Source organism: Xanthomonas translucens pv. cerealis (genome assembly GCF_006838285.1).
Lineage (GTDB): Bacteria > Pseudomonadota > Gammaproteobacteria > Xanthomonadales > Xanthomonadaceae > Xanthomonas_A > Xanthomonas_A cerealis.
Genome location: NZ_CP038228.1, coordinates 656,410 through 670,864, shown reverse-complemented (window position 1 = coordinate 670,864; position 14,455 = coordinate 656,410). Strand labels below are relative to the sequence as shown.

Annotated in this window: 12 protein-coding genes; 4 read left to right on the top strand and 8 right to left on the bottom strand. The window is 67.3% G+C overall.

The genetic code is table 11. From position 1 onward, the window contains the following. Positions 1-19: 19 nt before the first annotated feature. From E4A48_RS02905 to nudE, 7 genes are all read right to left on the bottom strand, one after another. Positions 20-451 carry an NfeD family protein gene (locus E4A48_RS02905; RefSeq protein WP_009600526.1) on the bottom strand — a complete coding sequence of 144 codons (432 nt, stop codon included), beginning with the start codon at positions 449-451 and terminating at the stop codon, positions 20-22. A 3-nt stretch (positions 452-454) separates the two neighbouring features. After that, a complete protein-coding gene (locus E4A48_RS02900) occupies positions 455-1,423 on the bottom strand; it encodes an SPFH domain-containing protein (RefSeq protein ID WP_003472760.1) in 969 nt (322 codons plus the stop codon). A 67-nt stretch (positions 1,424-1,490) separates the two neighbouring features. After that, on the bottom strand, positions 1,491-1,619 hold the full coding sequence (locus E4A48_RS20865; protein WP_256055837.1) for a hypothetical protein: 129 nt from the start codon (positions 1,617-1,619) through the stop codon (positions 1,491-1,493). Positions 1,620-1,768: 149 nt separating this feature from the next. Beyond that, positions 1,769-2,092 carry a YnfA family protein gene (locus tag E4A48_RS02895; protein WP_039005554.1) on the bottom strand — a complete coding sequence of 108 codons (324 nt, stop codon included), beginning with the start codon at positions 2,090-2,092 and terminating at the stop codon, positions 1,769-1,771. Next, entirely contained in the window at positions 2,089-2,871 is a 783-nt protein-coding gene (gene mazG, locus E4A48_RS02890; protein ID WP_237656048.1) for a nucleoside triphosphate pyrophosphohydrolase, read from the bottom strand. Before mazG ends, E4A48_RS02895 begins: the two co-directional genes overlap by 4 nt. A 215-nt stretch (positions 2,872-3,086) precedes the next feature. Next, the gene (gene cysQ, locus E4A48_RS02885; RefSeq protein WP_039005557.1) at positions 3,087-3,887 is read right to left on the bottom strand and encodes a 3'(2'),5'-bisphosphate nucleotidase CysQ; all 801 of its coding nucleotides are present in this window, start codon (positions 3,885-3,887) and stop codon (positions 3,087-3,089) included. Beyond that, on the bottom strand, positions 3,884-4,438 hold the full coding sequence (nudE, locus tag E4A48_RS02880) for an ADP compounds hydrolase NudE (protein WP_003472750.1): 555 nt from the start codon (positions 4,436-4,438) through the stop codon (positions 3,884-3,886). The genes cysQ and nudE overlap by 4 nt, the downstream gene beginning before the upstream one ends. Positions 4,439-4,512: 74 nt before the next feature. Between nudE and bioA the strand changes: the two genes are divergently transcribed. From bioA to E4A48_RS02865, 3 genes are all read left to right on the top strand, one after another. Beyond that, the gene (bioA, locus tag E4A48_RS02875) at positions 4,513-5,904 is read left to right on the top strand and encodes an adenosylmethionine--8-amino-7-oxononanoate transaminase (protein WP_039005562.1); all 1,392 of its coding nucleotides are present in this window, start codon (positions 4,513-4,515) and stop codon (positions 5,902-5,904) included. Further along, on the top strand, positions 5,895-6,626 hold the full coding sequence (locus E4A48_RS02870) for a 16S rRNA (uracil(1498)-N(3))-methyltransferase (RefSeq protein ID WP_142741870.1): 732 nt from the start codon (positions 5,895-5,897) through the stop codon (positions 6,624-6,626). Before bioA ends, E4A48_RS02870 begins: the two co-directional genes overlap by 10 nt. Positions 6,627-7,125: 499 nt before the next feature. Next, the gene (locus tag E4A48_RS02865; RefSeq protein ID WP_058196813.1) at positions 7,126-9,732 is read left to right on the top strand and encodes a TonB-dependent receptor; all 2,607 of its coding nucleotides are present in this window, start codon (positions 7,126-7,128) and stop codon (positions 9,730-9,732) included. Positions 9,733-9,915: 183 nt separating this feature from the next. Here E4A48_RS02865 and E4A48_RS02860 read toward each other — a convergent pair whose 3' ends face one another. Then, the gene (locus E4A48_RS02860) at positions 9,916-10,935 is read right to left on the bottom strand and encodes a glucokinase family protein (protein WP_039005566.1); all 1,020 of its coding nucleotides are present in this window, start codon (positions 10,933-10,935) and stop codon (positions 9,916-9,918) included. 797 nt (positions 10,936-11,732) lie between these two features. Between E4A48_RS02860 and E4A48_RS02855 the strand changes: the two genes are divergently transcribed. Then, positions 11,733-14,417 carry a TonB-dependent receptor gene (locus tag E4A48_RS02855; protein ID WP_142741869.1) on the top strand — a complete coding sequence of 895 codons (2,685 nt, stop codon included), beginning with the start codon at positions 11,733-11,735 and terminating at the stop codon, positions 14,415-14,417. Positions 14,418-14,455: the final 38 nt, after the last annotated feature.

Here is a 14,455-nt window from a genome sequence, read left to right as displayed (position 1 = left end):
AAGGAATGGGACTCGGGCCTCACTCCGCCTGCACCAACAACGTCATCCCATCCACCCCGACGATGCGCACCGTGCTACCGGCAGGCAGATCGGGGCCGCCGACCACCCAGAACGCGTCGTCGACCTTGGCGCGGCCGCGGCCGGCCTGGATCGGCTGGTCCAGCATCACCACCCGGCCGATCAACTGCTCGGCGCGGCGGTTGAGCAGCGGCCGGTCGCTGACCCGGTCGCGGCCGCGGAACCAGGTGCGGTACACCTGGATCGAGACGAAGCTGAGCACCACGAACGCGCCGATCTGCAGCAGCAGCGCGATGTCCGGCAGCACCAGTACGGCCACGAACACCGCCGCGGCGGCGAAGCCCATCCACAGCATGAACGCGCCCGGCGCCAGCGCTTCGGCCGCGAACAGCAGCAAGGTCAGCGCGCCCCATGCCACCACCTCGGGGCGCATGCGTCAGACTCCGCTGCGCGGCGGCATGCCGCGCGGCACCGCCGGCGGCGCGGACTGCTGCTTGCTCAGCGCCTCGCGCGCCAGTTCGCCGATGCCGGCGATCGAGCCGATGATGCCGCTGGACTCCATCGGCATCAGCACGAACTTCTGGTTCGGCGCGGTGGCCAGTTCCTTGAACGCCTCCACATACTTCTGCGCGATGAAGTAGTTGATCGCCTGCACGTCGCCCTCGGCGATCGCCTTGGACACCATGGTGGTGGCGCGCGCTTCGGCCTCGGCCAGGCGCTCGCGCGCTTCGGCGTCGCGGAACGCGGCTTCCTTGCGGCCTTCGGCCTCCAGCACCGCGGCCTGCTTCTCGCCCTCGGCGCGCAGGATCTCCGACTGCCGCGAGCCCTCTGCCTCGAGGATCTGCGCGCGCTTCTCGCGCTCGGCCTTCATCTGCCGCGCCATCGAATCGATCAGGTCGCGCGGCGGCTGGATGTCGCGGATCTCGATGCGGGTGACCTTGATGCCCCACGGATTGGTCGCATGGTCGACCACGTTGAGCAGCTGTGCGTTGATCGTCTCGCGCTGGCTCAGCGATTCGTCCAGGTCCATCGAGCCGATCACGGTACGGATGTTGGTCTGCACCAACGCGATGGTGGCGATCTCCAGGTTCGACACTTCATAGGCGGCCTTGGCCGCATCCAGTACCTGGAAGAACACCACACCGTCCACCCGCACCACCGCGTTGTCCTTGGTGATCACGTCCTGGCTGGGCACGTCCAGCACCTGCTCCATCATGTTGACCTTGCGGCCAAGGCCGTAGACCACCGGAATCAGGAAGTGCAGGCCGGGCGACAGGGTATGGGTGTAGCGGCCGAAGCGCTCCACCGTCCACTGGAACCCCTGCGGCACCACGCGCACGGTCTTGAACAGCACGATCACGCCCGCGACCAGGATCACCAGGGCGAGGAAATAAGTGGATGGCATCAGGTTGCTCCATTAACCAGGGGATGAATACGCCGCGAGTATAGCGAGCGCCGGCAGGGCGCCCGCGCTACCAGCGGATGCACCCGAACAGCATTTCCTTGAACATGAACCAGTCACCGGCGAACGAAGACAGCGAATGGCGGTGCTCGCTCAGGTAGCACGGATAGAACGCACGGAAACTGACGAAGCGACGCATGCGATGGCCCTCCCAGGCAGCGCAGGCGTACAGCATACGCCGCTGCGCGGACGCCTACATCAAAGGGGACGCATGCGGCAACGCGGAGCCGGCGCGTGGGACATACCTGCAAGCAACGAGCGCCTCCGCGCAGCGCCAGATCGCGCCGCTCAGGCCTGCCGTGGCGCAAACATGATCACCGCCATCCCGAGCAGGCACAGGCCGGCGCCGAGCAGGTCCCAGCGCGTGGGCCGGATCGACTGCAGCGCCCACAGCCACAGCAGCGCCACCGCGATGTACACACCGCCGTACGCGGCGTAGACACGGCCGCTGGCCTCCGGGTGCAGGCTCAACAGCCACACGAACGCGGCCAGGCTGGCCGCCGCCGGCAGCAACAGCCACGCGCTGCCGTGCTCGCGCAGCCACAGGTACGGCAGGTAGCAGCCGACGATCTCGGCCAGCGCGGTCAGCACGAACAGCAGCAGCGTCTTCACTCCTGCGCCGCGTCGCGTTCCTGGCGCTTGGCGCGCTGCCAGTACGCTTCCTGCTGCTGCAGCGACAAGCCGTCCAGCGCGCCGCCATCGTGCTGCGCCAGCTGCTCCATCGCGCGGAAACGGCGTTCGAATTTCTGGTTGGCATGGCGCAGCGCAGCGCCGACATCGACCTGGGCGTGGCGCGCGAGATTGGCGCAGACGAACAGCAGGTCGCCGATCTCGTCCTGCAGCCGCGCCTGGTTGTCCTGCACTGCGCCGCGCGCGAATTCCGCACGCACTTCCTCCAGCTCTTCCTGCAACTTTTCCAGCACCGGCTGCGGCCCCGGCCAGTCGAAACCGACCCGCGCCGCGCGCGCCTGCAGCTTCACCGCGCGCTGCCATTCCGGCAGGCCGCGCGCGATCCCGGCCAGCGCCGAACGGTCGGTCTTGCCGGCCGCGGCGCGCTCGTTGCGCTTGATCCGTTCCCAGTTCAGCGTCTGCTGCTCGGCGTCGGCGACCTGGCTGTCGCCGAACACGTGCGGGTGCCGGCGCACCATCTTGTCGCAGATCGCGGTCACCACGTCGTCGAAGCCGAAGGCGCCCTGCTCGCGTGCCATCTGCGCATGGAACACCACTTGCAGCAGCAGGTCGCCGAGTTCGTCCTTCAGCTCGCCCAGGTCGTTGCGGTCGATCGCGTCGGCCACCTCGTACGCCTCTTCGATCGTGTACGCGGCGATGCTGGCGAAATCCTGTTCCAGGTCCCAGGGACAGCCGTGCTCGCGATCGCGCAGGCGCGCCATGATCTCGAGCAGGGCGGGAAGGTCGTAGCGGGCTGCGGTCACGTGCGGGTTCCGATGCGACGGCAACGGTGCCGCCTGTCGATGAGTTTGGCAGAGCGGCGCACGAGATGAGCGCTCGGCGGTGTGGCGAGCGGCGATGCGGCGCATGCAAACCGCCTGCGGCGCATGGCCGCAATGCCGTCATCGCGCGTGTCAACCGAGGGCGCGCATTGCGCTCAGCCCAGCCAGGTCCGCCAAGGCAGCGCCGGATCGCCCAGCGCAATGAAATCGCCGTTGAGCAGCGATGCGCGACGGTTGTAGCGGAACGGCTTGCCGGTCGCGGCGGCAAGCAGCGTGCCGCCGGCGGCCTGCAGCACGCATTGGCCGGCGGCGGTGTCCCATTCGGAGGTCGGGCCGAAGCGCGGGTACACGTCCAGCTCGCCATCGGCGATGCGGCAGAACTTCAGCGACGAGCCCTGCGCGACCACCTCGGTCTCGCCCATGCGCAGCAGCAGCGCGTCGGTGCGCGGATCGCGGTGCGAGCGGCTGGCCGCCACCCGCAGCGGCGCACTGGCCGGGCGCCGCGTGTTCAGCGCGGTGTCGCGGAAACCGTCGCGGCGGTACCCCTGCTCGCCGCGCACCGCGTGCCAGAGGCGGCCATCGACCGGCGCCTGGACCACGCCGAACACCGGCGCGCCCAGGTGGATCAGCGCGATGTTGACGCTGAACTCGCCATTACGCTTGACGAACTCGCGGGTGCCGTCGAGCGGGTCCACCAGCCAGTAGCTGGTCCAGTGCTCGCGTACGTCCCAGGGGATCTGCGCCGACTCCTCGGACAGCACCGGCAGGTCGGGGGTCAGCCGTTCCAGACCTTCGACGATGATCCGGTGCGCGGCCAGGTCGGCCTGCGTCAACGGACTGGCGTCGGCCTTGTGCTCGACGTCGAAGCTGGTGGCGTAGACCGCCATGATCGCCGCGGCGGCGTCGATGGCGATGGCGATGACGGTTTCACGCAGGTCGGCGGTGATGCGGATCATCCGGCACGACCCAGCCACTCGCGGGCGATGAACAGCGCCGCCAGCGAACGCCCTTCGGAAAAATCCTCACGCAACATCAGTTGATCCAGTTCAGCCAGTTTCCAGGGCACCACTTCAAGTTCCTCCGGCTCGTCGCCGGCCAGTTTTTCGGGATAGAGGTCTTGCGCCAGCACCAGCCAGGACTGATGGCTCATATACGTGGGCGCCAAGGTCATCGCGCGCAGCACCTGCAGCTGCCGCGCGCCGTAGCCGGCCTCTTCCTTGAGCTCGCGGTCGGCCGCCTGCAGCGGCGTCTCGCCCGCGTCGATGCGGCCCTTGACCAGGCCCAGCTCGTAGCGGTGCACGCCGGCGGCGTACTCGCGCACCAGCAGCACGGTCTGCGCGTCCAGCATCGGCACCACCACCACCGCGCCGTGGCCGGGGGATGTCAGCCGGTGGAACACGCGCCGTTCACCGTTGCTGAACTCCAGGTCCAGCTCCTCGACCTTGCGCTCCATCGCGGACTCGCCGCGCTCGCGCAAGGCATGGATGATCGGCAACGGACGGCTCACGCCGGCAGCCCGCGGCGCGTTGCAGCGTCGGCCGATAGAATGCACGGAGCGAAGAACCTGTTCATGAGCGCGAAATGCTAACAGACCTGACTGCATCACAGACTGCCGCTGCATGGCGGCAACGCGACCTGGCCGTGTTGTGGCACCCCTGCACGCAGATGCGCGAGCATCCGCACACCCTGCCGCTACTGCCGATCGCCCGCGGCGAAGGCGCCTGGCTGATCGATCACGAAGGCAACCGCTACCTGGATGCGGTGAGCAGTTGGTGGACCAATCTGTTCGGCCACAGCGAGCCGCGCATCGCCGCGGCCATCGCTGCGCAGGCCACCCAGCTGGAACAGGTGATGCTGGCCGGCTTCAGCCACGCCCCGGCGGTGGAACTGGCCGAGCAATTGCTGGCGCTGGCGCCGCGCCAGGACGGGCGTGCGCCGCTGGCCAAGGTGTTCTACGCCGACAACGGTTCGGCCGGGGTCGAAGTGGCGCTGAAGATGGCGTTCCACTATTTCCACAACCGCGGCGAGACCCGCCGCACCCGCTTCGTCGCGCTGGAGAACGGCTATCACGGCGAGACCATCGGCGCGCTGGCGGTCGGCGACATCCCGCTGTACCGGCGGGTGTACGCGCCGCTGCTGTGCGAAGCGCTATTCGCGCCCTCGCCCGACGCCTACCTGGCCGCGCCGGGACAGAGCGCACGGCAGCGCGCCGATGCCGCCGCCGATGCGCTGGCCGACCTGTTCGACCGCCATCCGGGCGAGATCTGCGCGGTGATCCTGGAGCCGCGCCTGCAGTGCGCCGGCGGCATGCGCATGCACGACCCGGCCTACCTGCGCCGCGCGCGCGAACTGTGCGACGCCAACGGCGCATTCCTGATCGCCGACGAAATCGCCACAGGCTTCGGCCGCACCGGCACCCTGTTCGCCTGCGAGCAGGCCGGAGTGATGCCGGACCTGCTGTGCCTGTCCAAGGGCCTGACGGGCGGCTTCCTGCCGCTGTCGGCGGTGCTGGCCACGCAACACCTGTACGACGCCTTCCTCGACGATAGCCGCGAGCGCGCCTTCCTGCACTCGCACAGCTACACCGGCAATCCGCTGGCCTGCGCCGCCGCGCTGGCCTGCCTGCGCATCTTCCAGCAGGACGACGTGATCGCGCGCAACCGCAGCACCGCCGAAACCCTGCGCGCGCTGTCGGCGCCGTTCAACGACCACCCGCACGTGGCCGACGTGCGCCAGGCCGGGATGGTGGTGGCGTTCGAACTGACCCGCAATGGCGACAAGCGCACCCCATTCGCGGCCGGCGCACGGGTCGGCCTGTGCGCGTACCGCGCCGCGCTGCAGCGCGGCGTGGTGCTGCGCCCGCTGGGCGACGTGCTGTACTGGATGCCGCCGTACTGCGTGGACGATGCGCAACTGGCACTGCTCGCCGAGACCACCCTGGCCGCGATCGACGAGGCCGTGGCATGCGCCTGACCCGCTGCCATGTCGCGCTGCCGCTGCGCGAAGGCGAGGACATGGTGTTGCCCGAGGACGTGGCCGGACACCTGCTGCGCGTACTGCGGCTGCACGCAGGCGACCGCTGCGTGCTGTTCAACGGCGACGGCTGCGACTACGACGCCGAACTGCTGCAGGTCGGCAAGCGCGGCGCCAGCGCGCGGATCGGCGCGGCGCAGCCCGTACACAACGAATCGCCACTGGCGATCACCCTGCTGCAGGGCGTGGCGCGCGGCGAGAAGATGGACCTGATCCTGCAGAAGGCGACCGAACTGGGCGTGGCCGCGATCGTACCGGTCTGGGCCGAGCGCACCGAGGTGAAGCTGGATGCGGCACGCACGGACAAGCGCGTGGCGCACTGGCGCAGCGTCGTGATCTCGGCCTGCGAACAGTCCGGCCGCGCGCGCGTGCCCAGCCTGGCCGCGCCGCTGGCGCTGGCCGACGCCGCCGCTGGCGTGGCCGGCACGCAGCCGAAGCTCACTCTCGATCCGCAAGGCGAACACCGGCTGCGCACGCTGGACATCGCCGGCAACGCGGCGACGATCGCGATCGGCCCGGAGGGCGGCTGGTCGCCGCGCGACCGCGCCGCGCTGCACGCCGCCGGCTTCGCCGGCCTGCGCCTGGGACCGCGCATCCTGCGCACCGAGACCGCCGGTCTGACCGCGATCGCCGCATTGCAGGCGCGCTGCGGCGACCTGTGAGCCGGCGCACGCAATCGCGTAGACATCGTTGACCGCAGGCACGCCAAAGCCGCCCCACGGCCAAGCCGCCGACGCCGCGCGAATCGCGGATTTCCCCTGCAAAACAGCGCTTTTTTAGCGATTCTTTAACTGTGATGCGCGTTGACAACGAAGGACAAGCGCGACACAGTCGGCGCTCCTGAGCCATCGCGCGGGGTGCTTCCGGTTTGAACCGGCGCAACGAACGACACGGCCCGCCACCGCATGGCCGCCCGTCCGCACAACCCACGCACGCGCAGCCGCGTGCGCCATCCGCCGCTGCCGCGCCCATGTGCGGCGCGGGCACACCGGCACGCCATGGCCGCGATGCCGACACGCCGCATGCGCCGTTCGCGGGCATGCACGCCCCGCTCCTGTGTTCGATTCGTCCATCGCGCCGCATCCGGGCCGATGGCGTCACTTGCCCGCCGCCACGCCGGTGGGCCTTGCGCGTCCTGCGCCCCTTTCGGAGACCGCCCGCTTGAACCGCATCCGCCTCGCTCCCCTGGCCTTCGCCGTCGCCGCCGCGCTGGCCGCACCGGCCAGCGCCTTCGCCCAGCAAGTTCCCACGCCGCAGCGCAACGACGCGGCCGACGCCAGCGCATCCGCCAGCGGCCAGGCAACGCCCGCGGCGGTGCAGGAACTGGATGCGGTCAAGGTCACCGGCTACCGCGCCAGCCTGCAGAAATCGCTCAACATCAAGCGCAATGCCGATGCCATCGTCGATGCGATCTCGGCCGAGGACGTCGGCAAGTTTCCCGCGGCCAACGTCGCCGAATCGCTGTCGCACCTGCCCGGGGTCAGCGTCGATCGCCAGTTCGGCGAAGGCGAGAAGGTCTCGATCCTGGGCACCGATCCGGCGCTGAACCGGGTCCTGCTCAACGGCCAGAGCATCGCCTCCACCAGTTGGGGCGGCGATCCGAACAATCCGGACAGCCGCTCGTTCAACTATTCGCTGCTGGCGCCGGAGGTGATCGGCAGCGCCGAGGTCTACAAGAGCCCGCAGGCCAGCATCGACGAAGGCAGCCTGGGCGGCACCGTGATCCTGCACACGCGCAAGCCGCTGGAACTGGACAAGAACCTGCTGACCGGCAGCATCAGCTACGGTGACAACGACCGTTCCGAAGACGGCAAGCCCAATGCCGCACTGCTGTACAACTGGAAGAACGACGCAGGCACGCTCGGCGTGCTCGGCTCGGTGATGCACTCGGAGCGCGCGCTGCGCCGCGACGGCGTGGAGATCTTCGGCTACAGCGACATCCAGGGCGCCGGCTTCCCCGACGCGGTCGCCGCCGGCAAGCAAGGGGTCTATCCCACCGCGATCAACAGCGCGCTGTTCACCCAGACCCGCAAGCGCGACGGCGTCACCGGCGCGCTGCAGTGGAAACCGAACGACGCCTTCGAGCTGACCTACACCGGCCTGTACGTCGAGGAGACGTTCGACAACGTCAACCAGAGCCGCTACGCCAACTTCATCCCGGCCAACGCCACCGCGCTGGAGGTGAGCGACGGCGTCGCCACCTCAGGCGCCTATGGCGACAACGCCGAAACCATCCTCGATTCGTACGTGCGCAAGACCAAGGTCAAGACCAGCAGCAACACCTTGCGCGGCGACTGGCACGGCGACGGCTGGAACGCCGCCGGCCAGGTCGGCGCGACCCGTTCGGCCGGCGGCGCCGATCGCATCTACGGCCTCACCTTCCGCGGCAACGGCGGCTACGACTACGCCATCGACCACCGCAACGTCGGCGTGGACTACGCGGTGCCGCCATCGACGCTGGATACGATGTCGGTGCTCGGCGCCACCGTGAATCGCTATCCGAACCTGGACAAGGAGCGCTACGCGCAACTGGACTTCGACCACGACGTGGACTGGGGGCCGATCACCAAGCTGCGCGCCGGGGTCAAGGCCACGCGCCACAGCACCGCGCAGGACATGTACTACGACAGCTTCCCCGCCGATCCGAACACCACGCTGGGCGCGGTCTATGGCGGCAACACGCCCGGCGGCTACCTGGACGGCCTGTCGGTCAGCGACGACATGCGCCACTGGCCGCGGCAAAGCCCCGGCGCGCTGGTCGACTACGTCGGCGGCCTGCCCGGCAGCGACACGCTCGCGCCCAGCTACGGCAGCAGTTTCGACGTGGTCGAGCGTAACCGCGCCGCCTACCTGCAGGCGGATTTCTCCGGCGACACTTACCGCGGCAACATCGGCGTGCGCTACGTCAACACCCGCGATGCGATCGGCGGCTACCAGTACGACGGCAGCGCCTATGCGCCGGTGCGCTACAACACGTCCTACGGCGAATGGCTGCCGTCGCTGAACTTCGCCTACGACCTGTCCGACGCACTGATCCTGCGCGTGGCCGCGGCCAAGGTGATCGCGCGGCCGCGCTATGCCGACCTCACGCCCTACGTCAACGCCGACGACAACAAGCTCACCGCCAGCAGCGGCAATCCGGCGCTGGACCCGTACCGCTCCACCAACTACGGCGCCTCGCTGGAATGGTATTTCGCGCCCAACAGCGTGCTCTCCGGCGAGCTGTTCTACCGCGACATCTCCAACTACATCCTGCAGACCCTGGTGCAGCAACCGCTGCACAACAACACGTATAACCGCGAGGACATCTACGAGGTGACGCTGCCGCAGAATTCCGGCGCGGCCAAGGTCAAGGGCGTGTCGCTGAGCTACCAGCAGCAACTGGGCGGCGGCTTCGGCGTGGCGGCGAACTACACCTACTCCAAGGCCGATACCCAGGGCGATTACAACCTGCCCTACAACTCCAAGAACAGCTACAACCTCAGCCCCTACTTCGAGAAAGGACCGTGGGAGGCGCGGCTGACCCTGGGCTGGCGCTCGGCCTACTTCACCCAGATCGGGCGCCTGGGTGCGAACCAGATGACCGATGCCTTCACCCAGCTCGATGCGTCGGTGTCCTATGCCATCACCGACAAGGTCAAGCTGCAGCTGGAAGGCAGCAACCTGCTCGACCAGACCTACTACAGCTACGTCGGCCAGGAGAGCCAGCCCTACTATCTGTACAAGAACGGGCGCGGCTACATGCTCAGCGTGCACTTCACGCTATAGCCGCGGCGGCGCGGCGGCCGCGCAGGCGGTCGCCGCACTGCGGCGATCGTCCGCCAGGCGGCAACCTGCGCAGCGGCGGCCGCAAGCGACGGCTGCATAAAAACGCCGCGGGAGCGACGCTGAGTGGCGTCAAGCCACCCAACACCGCTCCCGCAGTCGCTCGACGGCCGCAAGAAAACCGCGCTAGCGCTGCTGCAGGAACCAGTTGGCCGCGCCGATCACCCCGAGCTGGCCGTGCTCGACCAGCTTCACCGGGATCTGCTCCAATGCCGGCCGCATCGCGCCCTTGTTCAAGTAGCGCTCGACGAAGCTGCTGGCGGCCAGGAACGCGCCGATCTGCGGCAGGAAGCCGCCGGCCAAGTAGATGCCGCTCTGGATGCCATACAGCAGCGCCATGTCGCCGACCACGCTGCCGAGCAGGCCGCAGAACGCCGACAGCGCGTCATGCGCCAGCGGATCGTTGCCGCCCAACGCCGCCGCGGTGACCTCGCTGGGCGCGGCATGCGCCGGCGCGGCATCGTGCAGCTCGCACAACACCTTATAGAGGTTGAGCAGGCCAGGACCGGACAGCAGGTGTTCCACCGGCACGTAGCTGCGCGTGCGCAACAGCCGCTGCGCGATCGCCATCTCCAACTCGCTGCCGACCGGCAGGGCCGCATGGCCGGCCTCGGTGGCCAGCACCACCGCGCCGCCGTTGGTGGGGATCCACACAGCCGCGCCGAGTCCGGTGCCAGGGCCGATCACCAGCGCCGGTCCGCGCTGCGCCTTGCGCGGGCCGGTCAGGTGCAGCACTTCGCTGGCGTCCATCGACGAGGCCGCATAGGCCACCGCCTCGAAATCGTTGACCAAGTGCAAGGCCTGCATGCCCAGGCGCTCGCGGATCTCCGGCGGCGACAGGCTCCACGGCAGATTGGTGGTGATCACCGTGCCGTCTTCCAGGGCATAGCCGGCGCTGGCGATCACCCCGCGGGTCGGCGCCGGGCCGGGCACGCCGGACAGGAACTCGCCGATGATCTCGGTCAGGCCCGGATAGTCGGCGCAGCGGTACTTGCGGTAGTCCAGCAACTTGACCGCCTGCACGTCGCTACCGGCATCGCCGCGCGCGACCAGGCCGATACGGACATGGGTGCCGCCGACATCGGCGGCGATGAAAGACTCGGCGCGCGGCCCAGCCGCTACAACCGGTGTAATGCTTGCAGACACGTACTTCTCCCGTTGCGCCCCAAAGGGCGCACGCCGATTGGCCTGTTGATCGATCGAGTTTCAGACCACTATGACAACGTTGTCAAGGTGAATTTCACCGGGATGTCGCGCTACCGCCACCGCTTGCACCCATACGCCATGATGGAGCAATAGGTGGCGCCGTCACATGAAGACACCGACGCCGCCGACAGACCGCAAGAAAAGCGGGGCGGAACGCCCGCAAAAATTCGCCGCAATGCACAAAATATCGACACAGATTGCGCCCAGCAGCATGCGATGGCCCGCCGCCCGCGTCGCCGCAAAGGTGCAGACCAGGCTCAGCTTCAGCTGAAATTTTCTTATATAACAACGATATAGACATCCGACTCAGGACCTTTGCAATAGATCTTCACAACGCCTAGCGATCTCCTTGCCCAGAATTGTCAAGATATCGTAAATCAAGTATTGACAACGCTGTCAACGCTATTCCAGACTCAAACCATCGCCAGTTTTACAACTTAAAGACACTCACAATTCAGTTTAACGCCATGCACGGAAAACGGAGTCCCGCCCGCGCACCGGCATGAAACATGCCTCTCTTTGTTGGACGTTGGTTGCCCCATCAGGAAAAAAGGAAAGACCGGCGTCCTCGGTGCCGCCGGCGGCCACTTCCGCGTCAACGACCGGACGAGGCGCACCGAAACGCGATACGCGCAGCCACCGCAAGGTACCGCGCAGTCAACAGGCCGGGCAGCGGCCAGCACGCCGGAACATCGGTTGGCACCTCATGCCCATGTACTAACCCAGAGGTTTAGCCAATGAATAGCCGCACCACCACGTTAGCCATCAGCATCATGGCCGCGCTGTACCTGTCCGGTAATGCAATGGCGCAGGAAGCACCCGCTTCCAGCGCGCAATCGAAGAACGTCCAGCAACTGGACACGATCACCGTCAGCGGCTACCGCGCCTCGCTGGAGAAGAGCCAGTCGGTCAAGCGCTCGGCCAACTCCATCGTCGATGCGATCAGCGCCGAGGACATCGGCAAGTTCCCGGACACCAATGCCGCCGAGTCGCTGGCGCACCTGCCGGGCATCAGCGTGGACCGCCAGTTCGGCGAAGGCGAGAAGGTCAGCATCAACGGCACCGACCCGGCGCTGAACCGCGTGCTGCTCAACGGCCAGACCATCGCCTCCGGCGACTGGGGCGGCAACCCGTCCGACACCAGCGGCCGCACCTTCAACTACACCCTGCTGTCGCCGGAAATCATCGGCCTGATGGAGGTCTACAAGACCCCGGAAGCGCGCATCGACGAAGGCTCGATCGGCGGCACCGTGATCGTGAACACCCGCAAGCCGCTGGACCTGCCGAAGAACACCATCCGCGGCTCGGTCGGCTACAACTACAACGACCGTTCCAAGGACGGCAACCCGCGCGGCTCGGCGCTGTGGAGCTGGAAGAACGACGACGAGACCTTCGGCGCGTTGATCTCCGCCACCCACGACAAGCAGGACATCGCGCGCGCCGGCATCGAATACTTCGGCTACACCACCGGCGCCGGTAACACCCCCGGCGGCGGCATTCCGCCCACCGCCACCATCACCGGCGACGGCAGCAATGTCGCAACCGCCCGCGTGCCGGCCGGCATCAGCAGCGCGTTCTTCCAGCAGACCCGCGAGCGCAACGGCCTGCAGGCTGCGTTGCAGTGGAAGCCGGACGCGCAGAACGAAGTCAACCTGACCGGCATCTACATCAAGGGCAAGTACAACAACTACAGCCAGGCGCGCTACGTCTGCCCGACCTGCAATAACGACCTGCAGAAGGTCACCAGCGCCAACGTGGAAAACGGCGTGGTCACCTCGGCCACGGTATCGGACAACACCCGCGGCGGTGTCAACGACCAGCCGTATGCACAGCTGGACACCAACTACCGCGAAAGCACGGTCACCACCAAGAGCCTGAACCTGCGCCACGACTGGTCGGGCGAAAAGTGGGTGTTCACCACCCAGATCGGCGATACCCAGGCCACCGGCGGCAAGAGCCCCGAGTACCTGATGAAGTACCTGATGCAGGACGGCGGCTACAACTACGCCTTCGACGGCTCGCACACCGCGGTGAACTATGACAACGGCGGTGCCGCCAACTGGGGGCTGCCGGGCAATGCCGCCGGGCTGCCGGCAGGCTCGACGGCGGACGGCGTGATGCAGGCAGGCGGCATCTATTACCAGAAGAGCAAGGACGAAGAAAAATACTTCCAGTGGGATGCCGCGCGCGACCTGCAATGGGGCCCGTTCACCAAACTGCAGTTCGGCTACAAGTACATCAACCACAACAACGGCGTGGATGCACGCGGCAACCGCATCAACACCACCGACCCGATCTCGCTGACCCAGTTCAATCCCGGCACCACGCAGAGCGGCCTTTACGACGGCCTGGGCGCCAGCGGCGATCTGACCACCTGGCCGACCGCCGACCTGAGTGCCGTCCGCCGCTATCTGCTGGCGCAGCCGCAGGGCCCCTACAGCACCGATTTCGGCGCCTCGTTCGACGTGAAAGAAATCACCCAGAACGCCTACACCCAGCTGAACTTCGAGTCGGGCAAATGGCGCGGCAATGTCGGCGTGCGCCTGCTCGACACCACCGACAAGTCGGAATATTGGCAGAGCGCGGACAATGGCGTGAACTACTCGCGTGTTGCCGAAACCCACGAGTACCGCAAGGCGCTGCCGAGCTTCAACGTGGCCTACGACCTGGCCGATGACGCCGTGCTGCGCTTCTCGGCCGCCAAGGTCATGGCACGCCCGCGCTACGCCGACCTGGCCGGTTCGTTCACGGTCAGCAGCGGCAACGGCAACCTGACCGGCAGCGGCGGCAACCCGGACCTCAAGCCGTACGAGTCCACCAACTACGACCTGGCGGCCGAGTGGTATTTCGCCCCGTCCAGCATGCTGTCGGGCGAGGTGTTCTACCGCGACATCAGCTCCTACATCGTGAGCACCACGGTGGCCGAGCAGCGGCCGGCGACCCCGTTGAACCCGCCGGGCATTTATCAGGTCACCACACCGACCAACGCCTCCAACGCCAAGGTCAAGGGCGCATCGATCAACTACCAGCAGACCTTGGGCCTGGGCTTCGGATTGCAGGCGAACTACACGTTCGCCAAATCCGATGCGAGCTCCGGCCTGAACCTGCCCTACCTGTCGCGCGACACCTACAACGTGATTCCCTATTGGGAACACGACGACTGGACGGTGCGCTTGAACTACAGCTACCGCTCCAAGTACTTCACCCAGATCGGCCGCCTGGGATCGGAAGACTTCGCAGACAGCTACAAGCAGCTGGACTTGACCGCCTCGTATCAGATCACCGACTACATGGGCATCACCTTCGGCGCGACCAACCTGCTGGATTCCACCTATCGCTTGTACAGCGGCAGCAAGGACACCCCGACCGCGTTCTACAAGAACGGGCGTGGTTACACCGCGCAGCTCAACTTCAAGTTCTGATGTAGCACTGGCGGCGCGCCACCGACTCTCCACGGTGG

Excerpts from the sequence above, each read along its gene's own strand:
- E4A48_RS02870 (WP_142741870.1), top strand. The coding sequence starts at position 5,895 with ATGCGCCTGACCCGCTGCCATGTCGCGCTGCCGCTGCGCGAAGGCGAG.
- E4A48_RS02905 (WP_009600526.1), bottom strand. The coding sequence starts at position 451 with ATGCGCCCCGAGGTGGTGGCATGGGGCGCGCTGACCTTGCTGCTGTTC.
- mazG (WP_237656048.1), bottom strand. The coding sequence starts at position 2,871 with ATGGCGCGCCTGCGCGATCGCGAGCACGGCTGTCCCTGGGACCTGGAA.
- E4A48_RS20865 (WP_256055837.1), bottom strand. The coding sequence starts at position 1,619 with ATGCGTCGCTTCGTCAGTTTCCGTGCGTTCTATCCGTGCTACCTGAGC.
- E4A48_RS02855 (WP_142741869.1), top strand. The coding sequence starts at position 11,733 with ATGAATAGCCGCACCACCACGTTAGCCATCAGCATCATGGCCGCGCTG.
- bioA (WP_039005562.1), top strand. The coding sequence starts at position 4,513 with ATGCTAACAGACCTGACTGCATCACAGACTGCCGCTGCATGGCGGCAA.
- E4A48_RS02900 (WP_003472760.1), bottom strand. The coding sequence starts at position 1,423 with ATGCCATCCACTTATTTCCTCGCCCTGGTGATCCTGGTCGCGGGCGTG.
- cysQ (WP_039005557.1), bottom strand. The coding sequence starts at position 3,887 with ATGATCCGCATCACCGCCGACCTGCGTGAAACCGTCATCGCCATCGCC.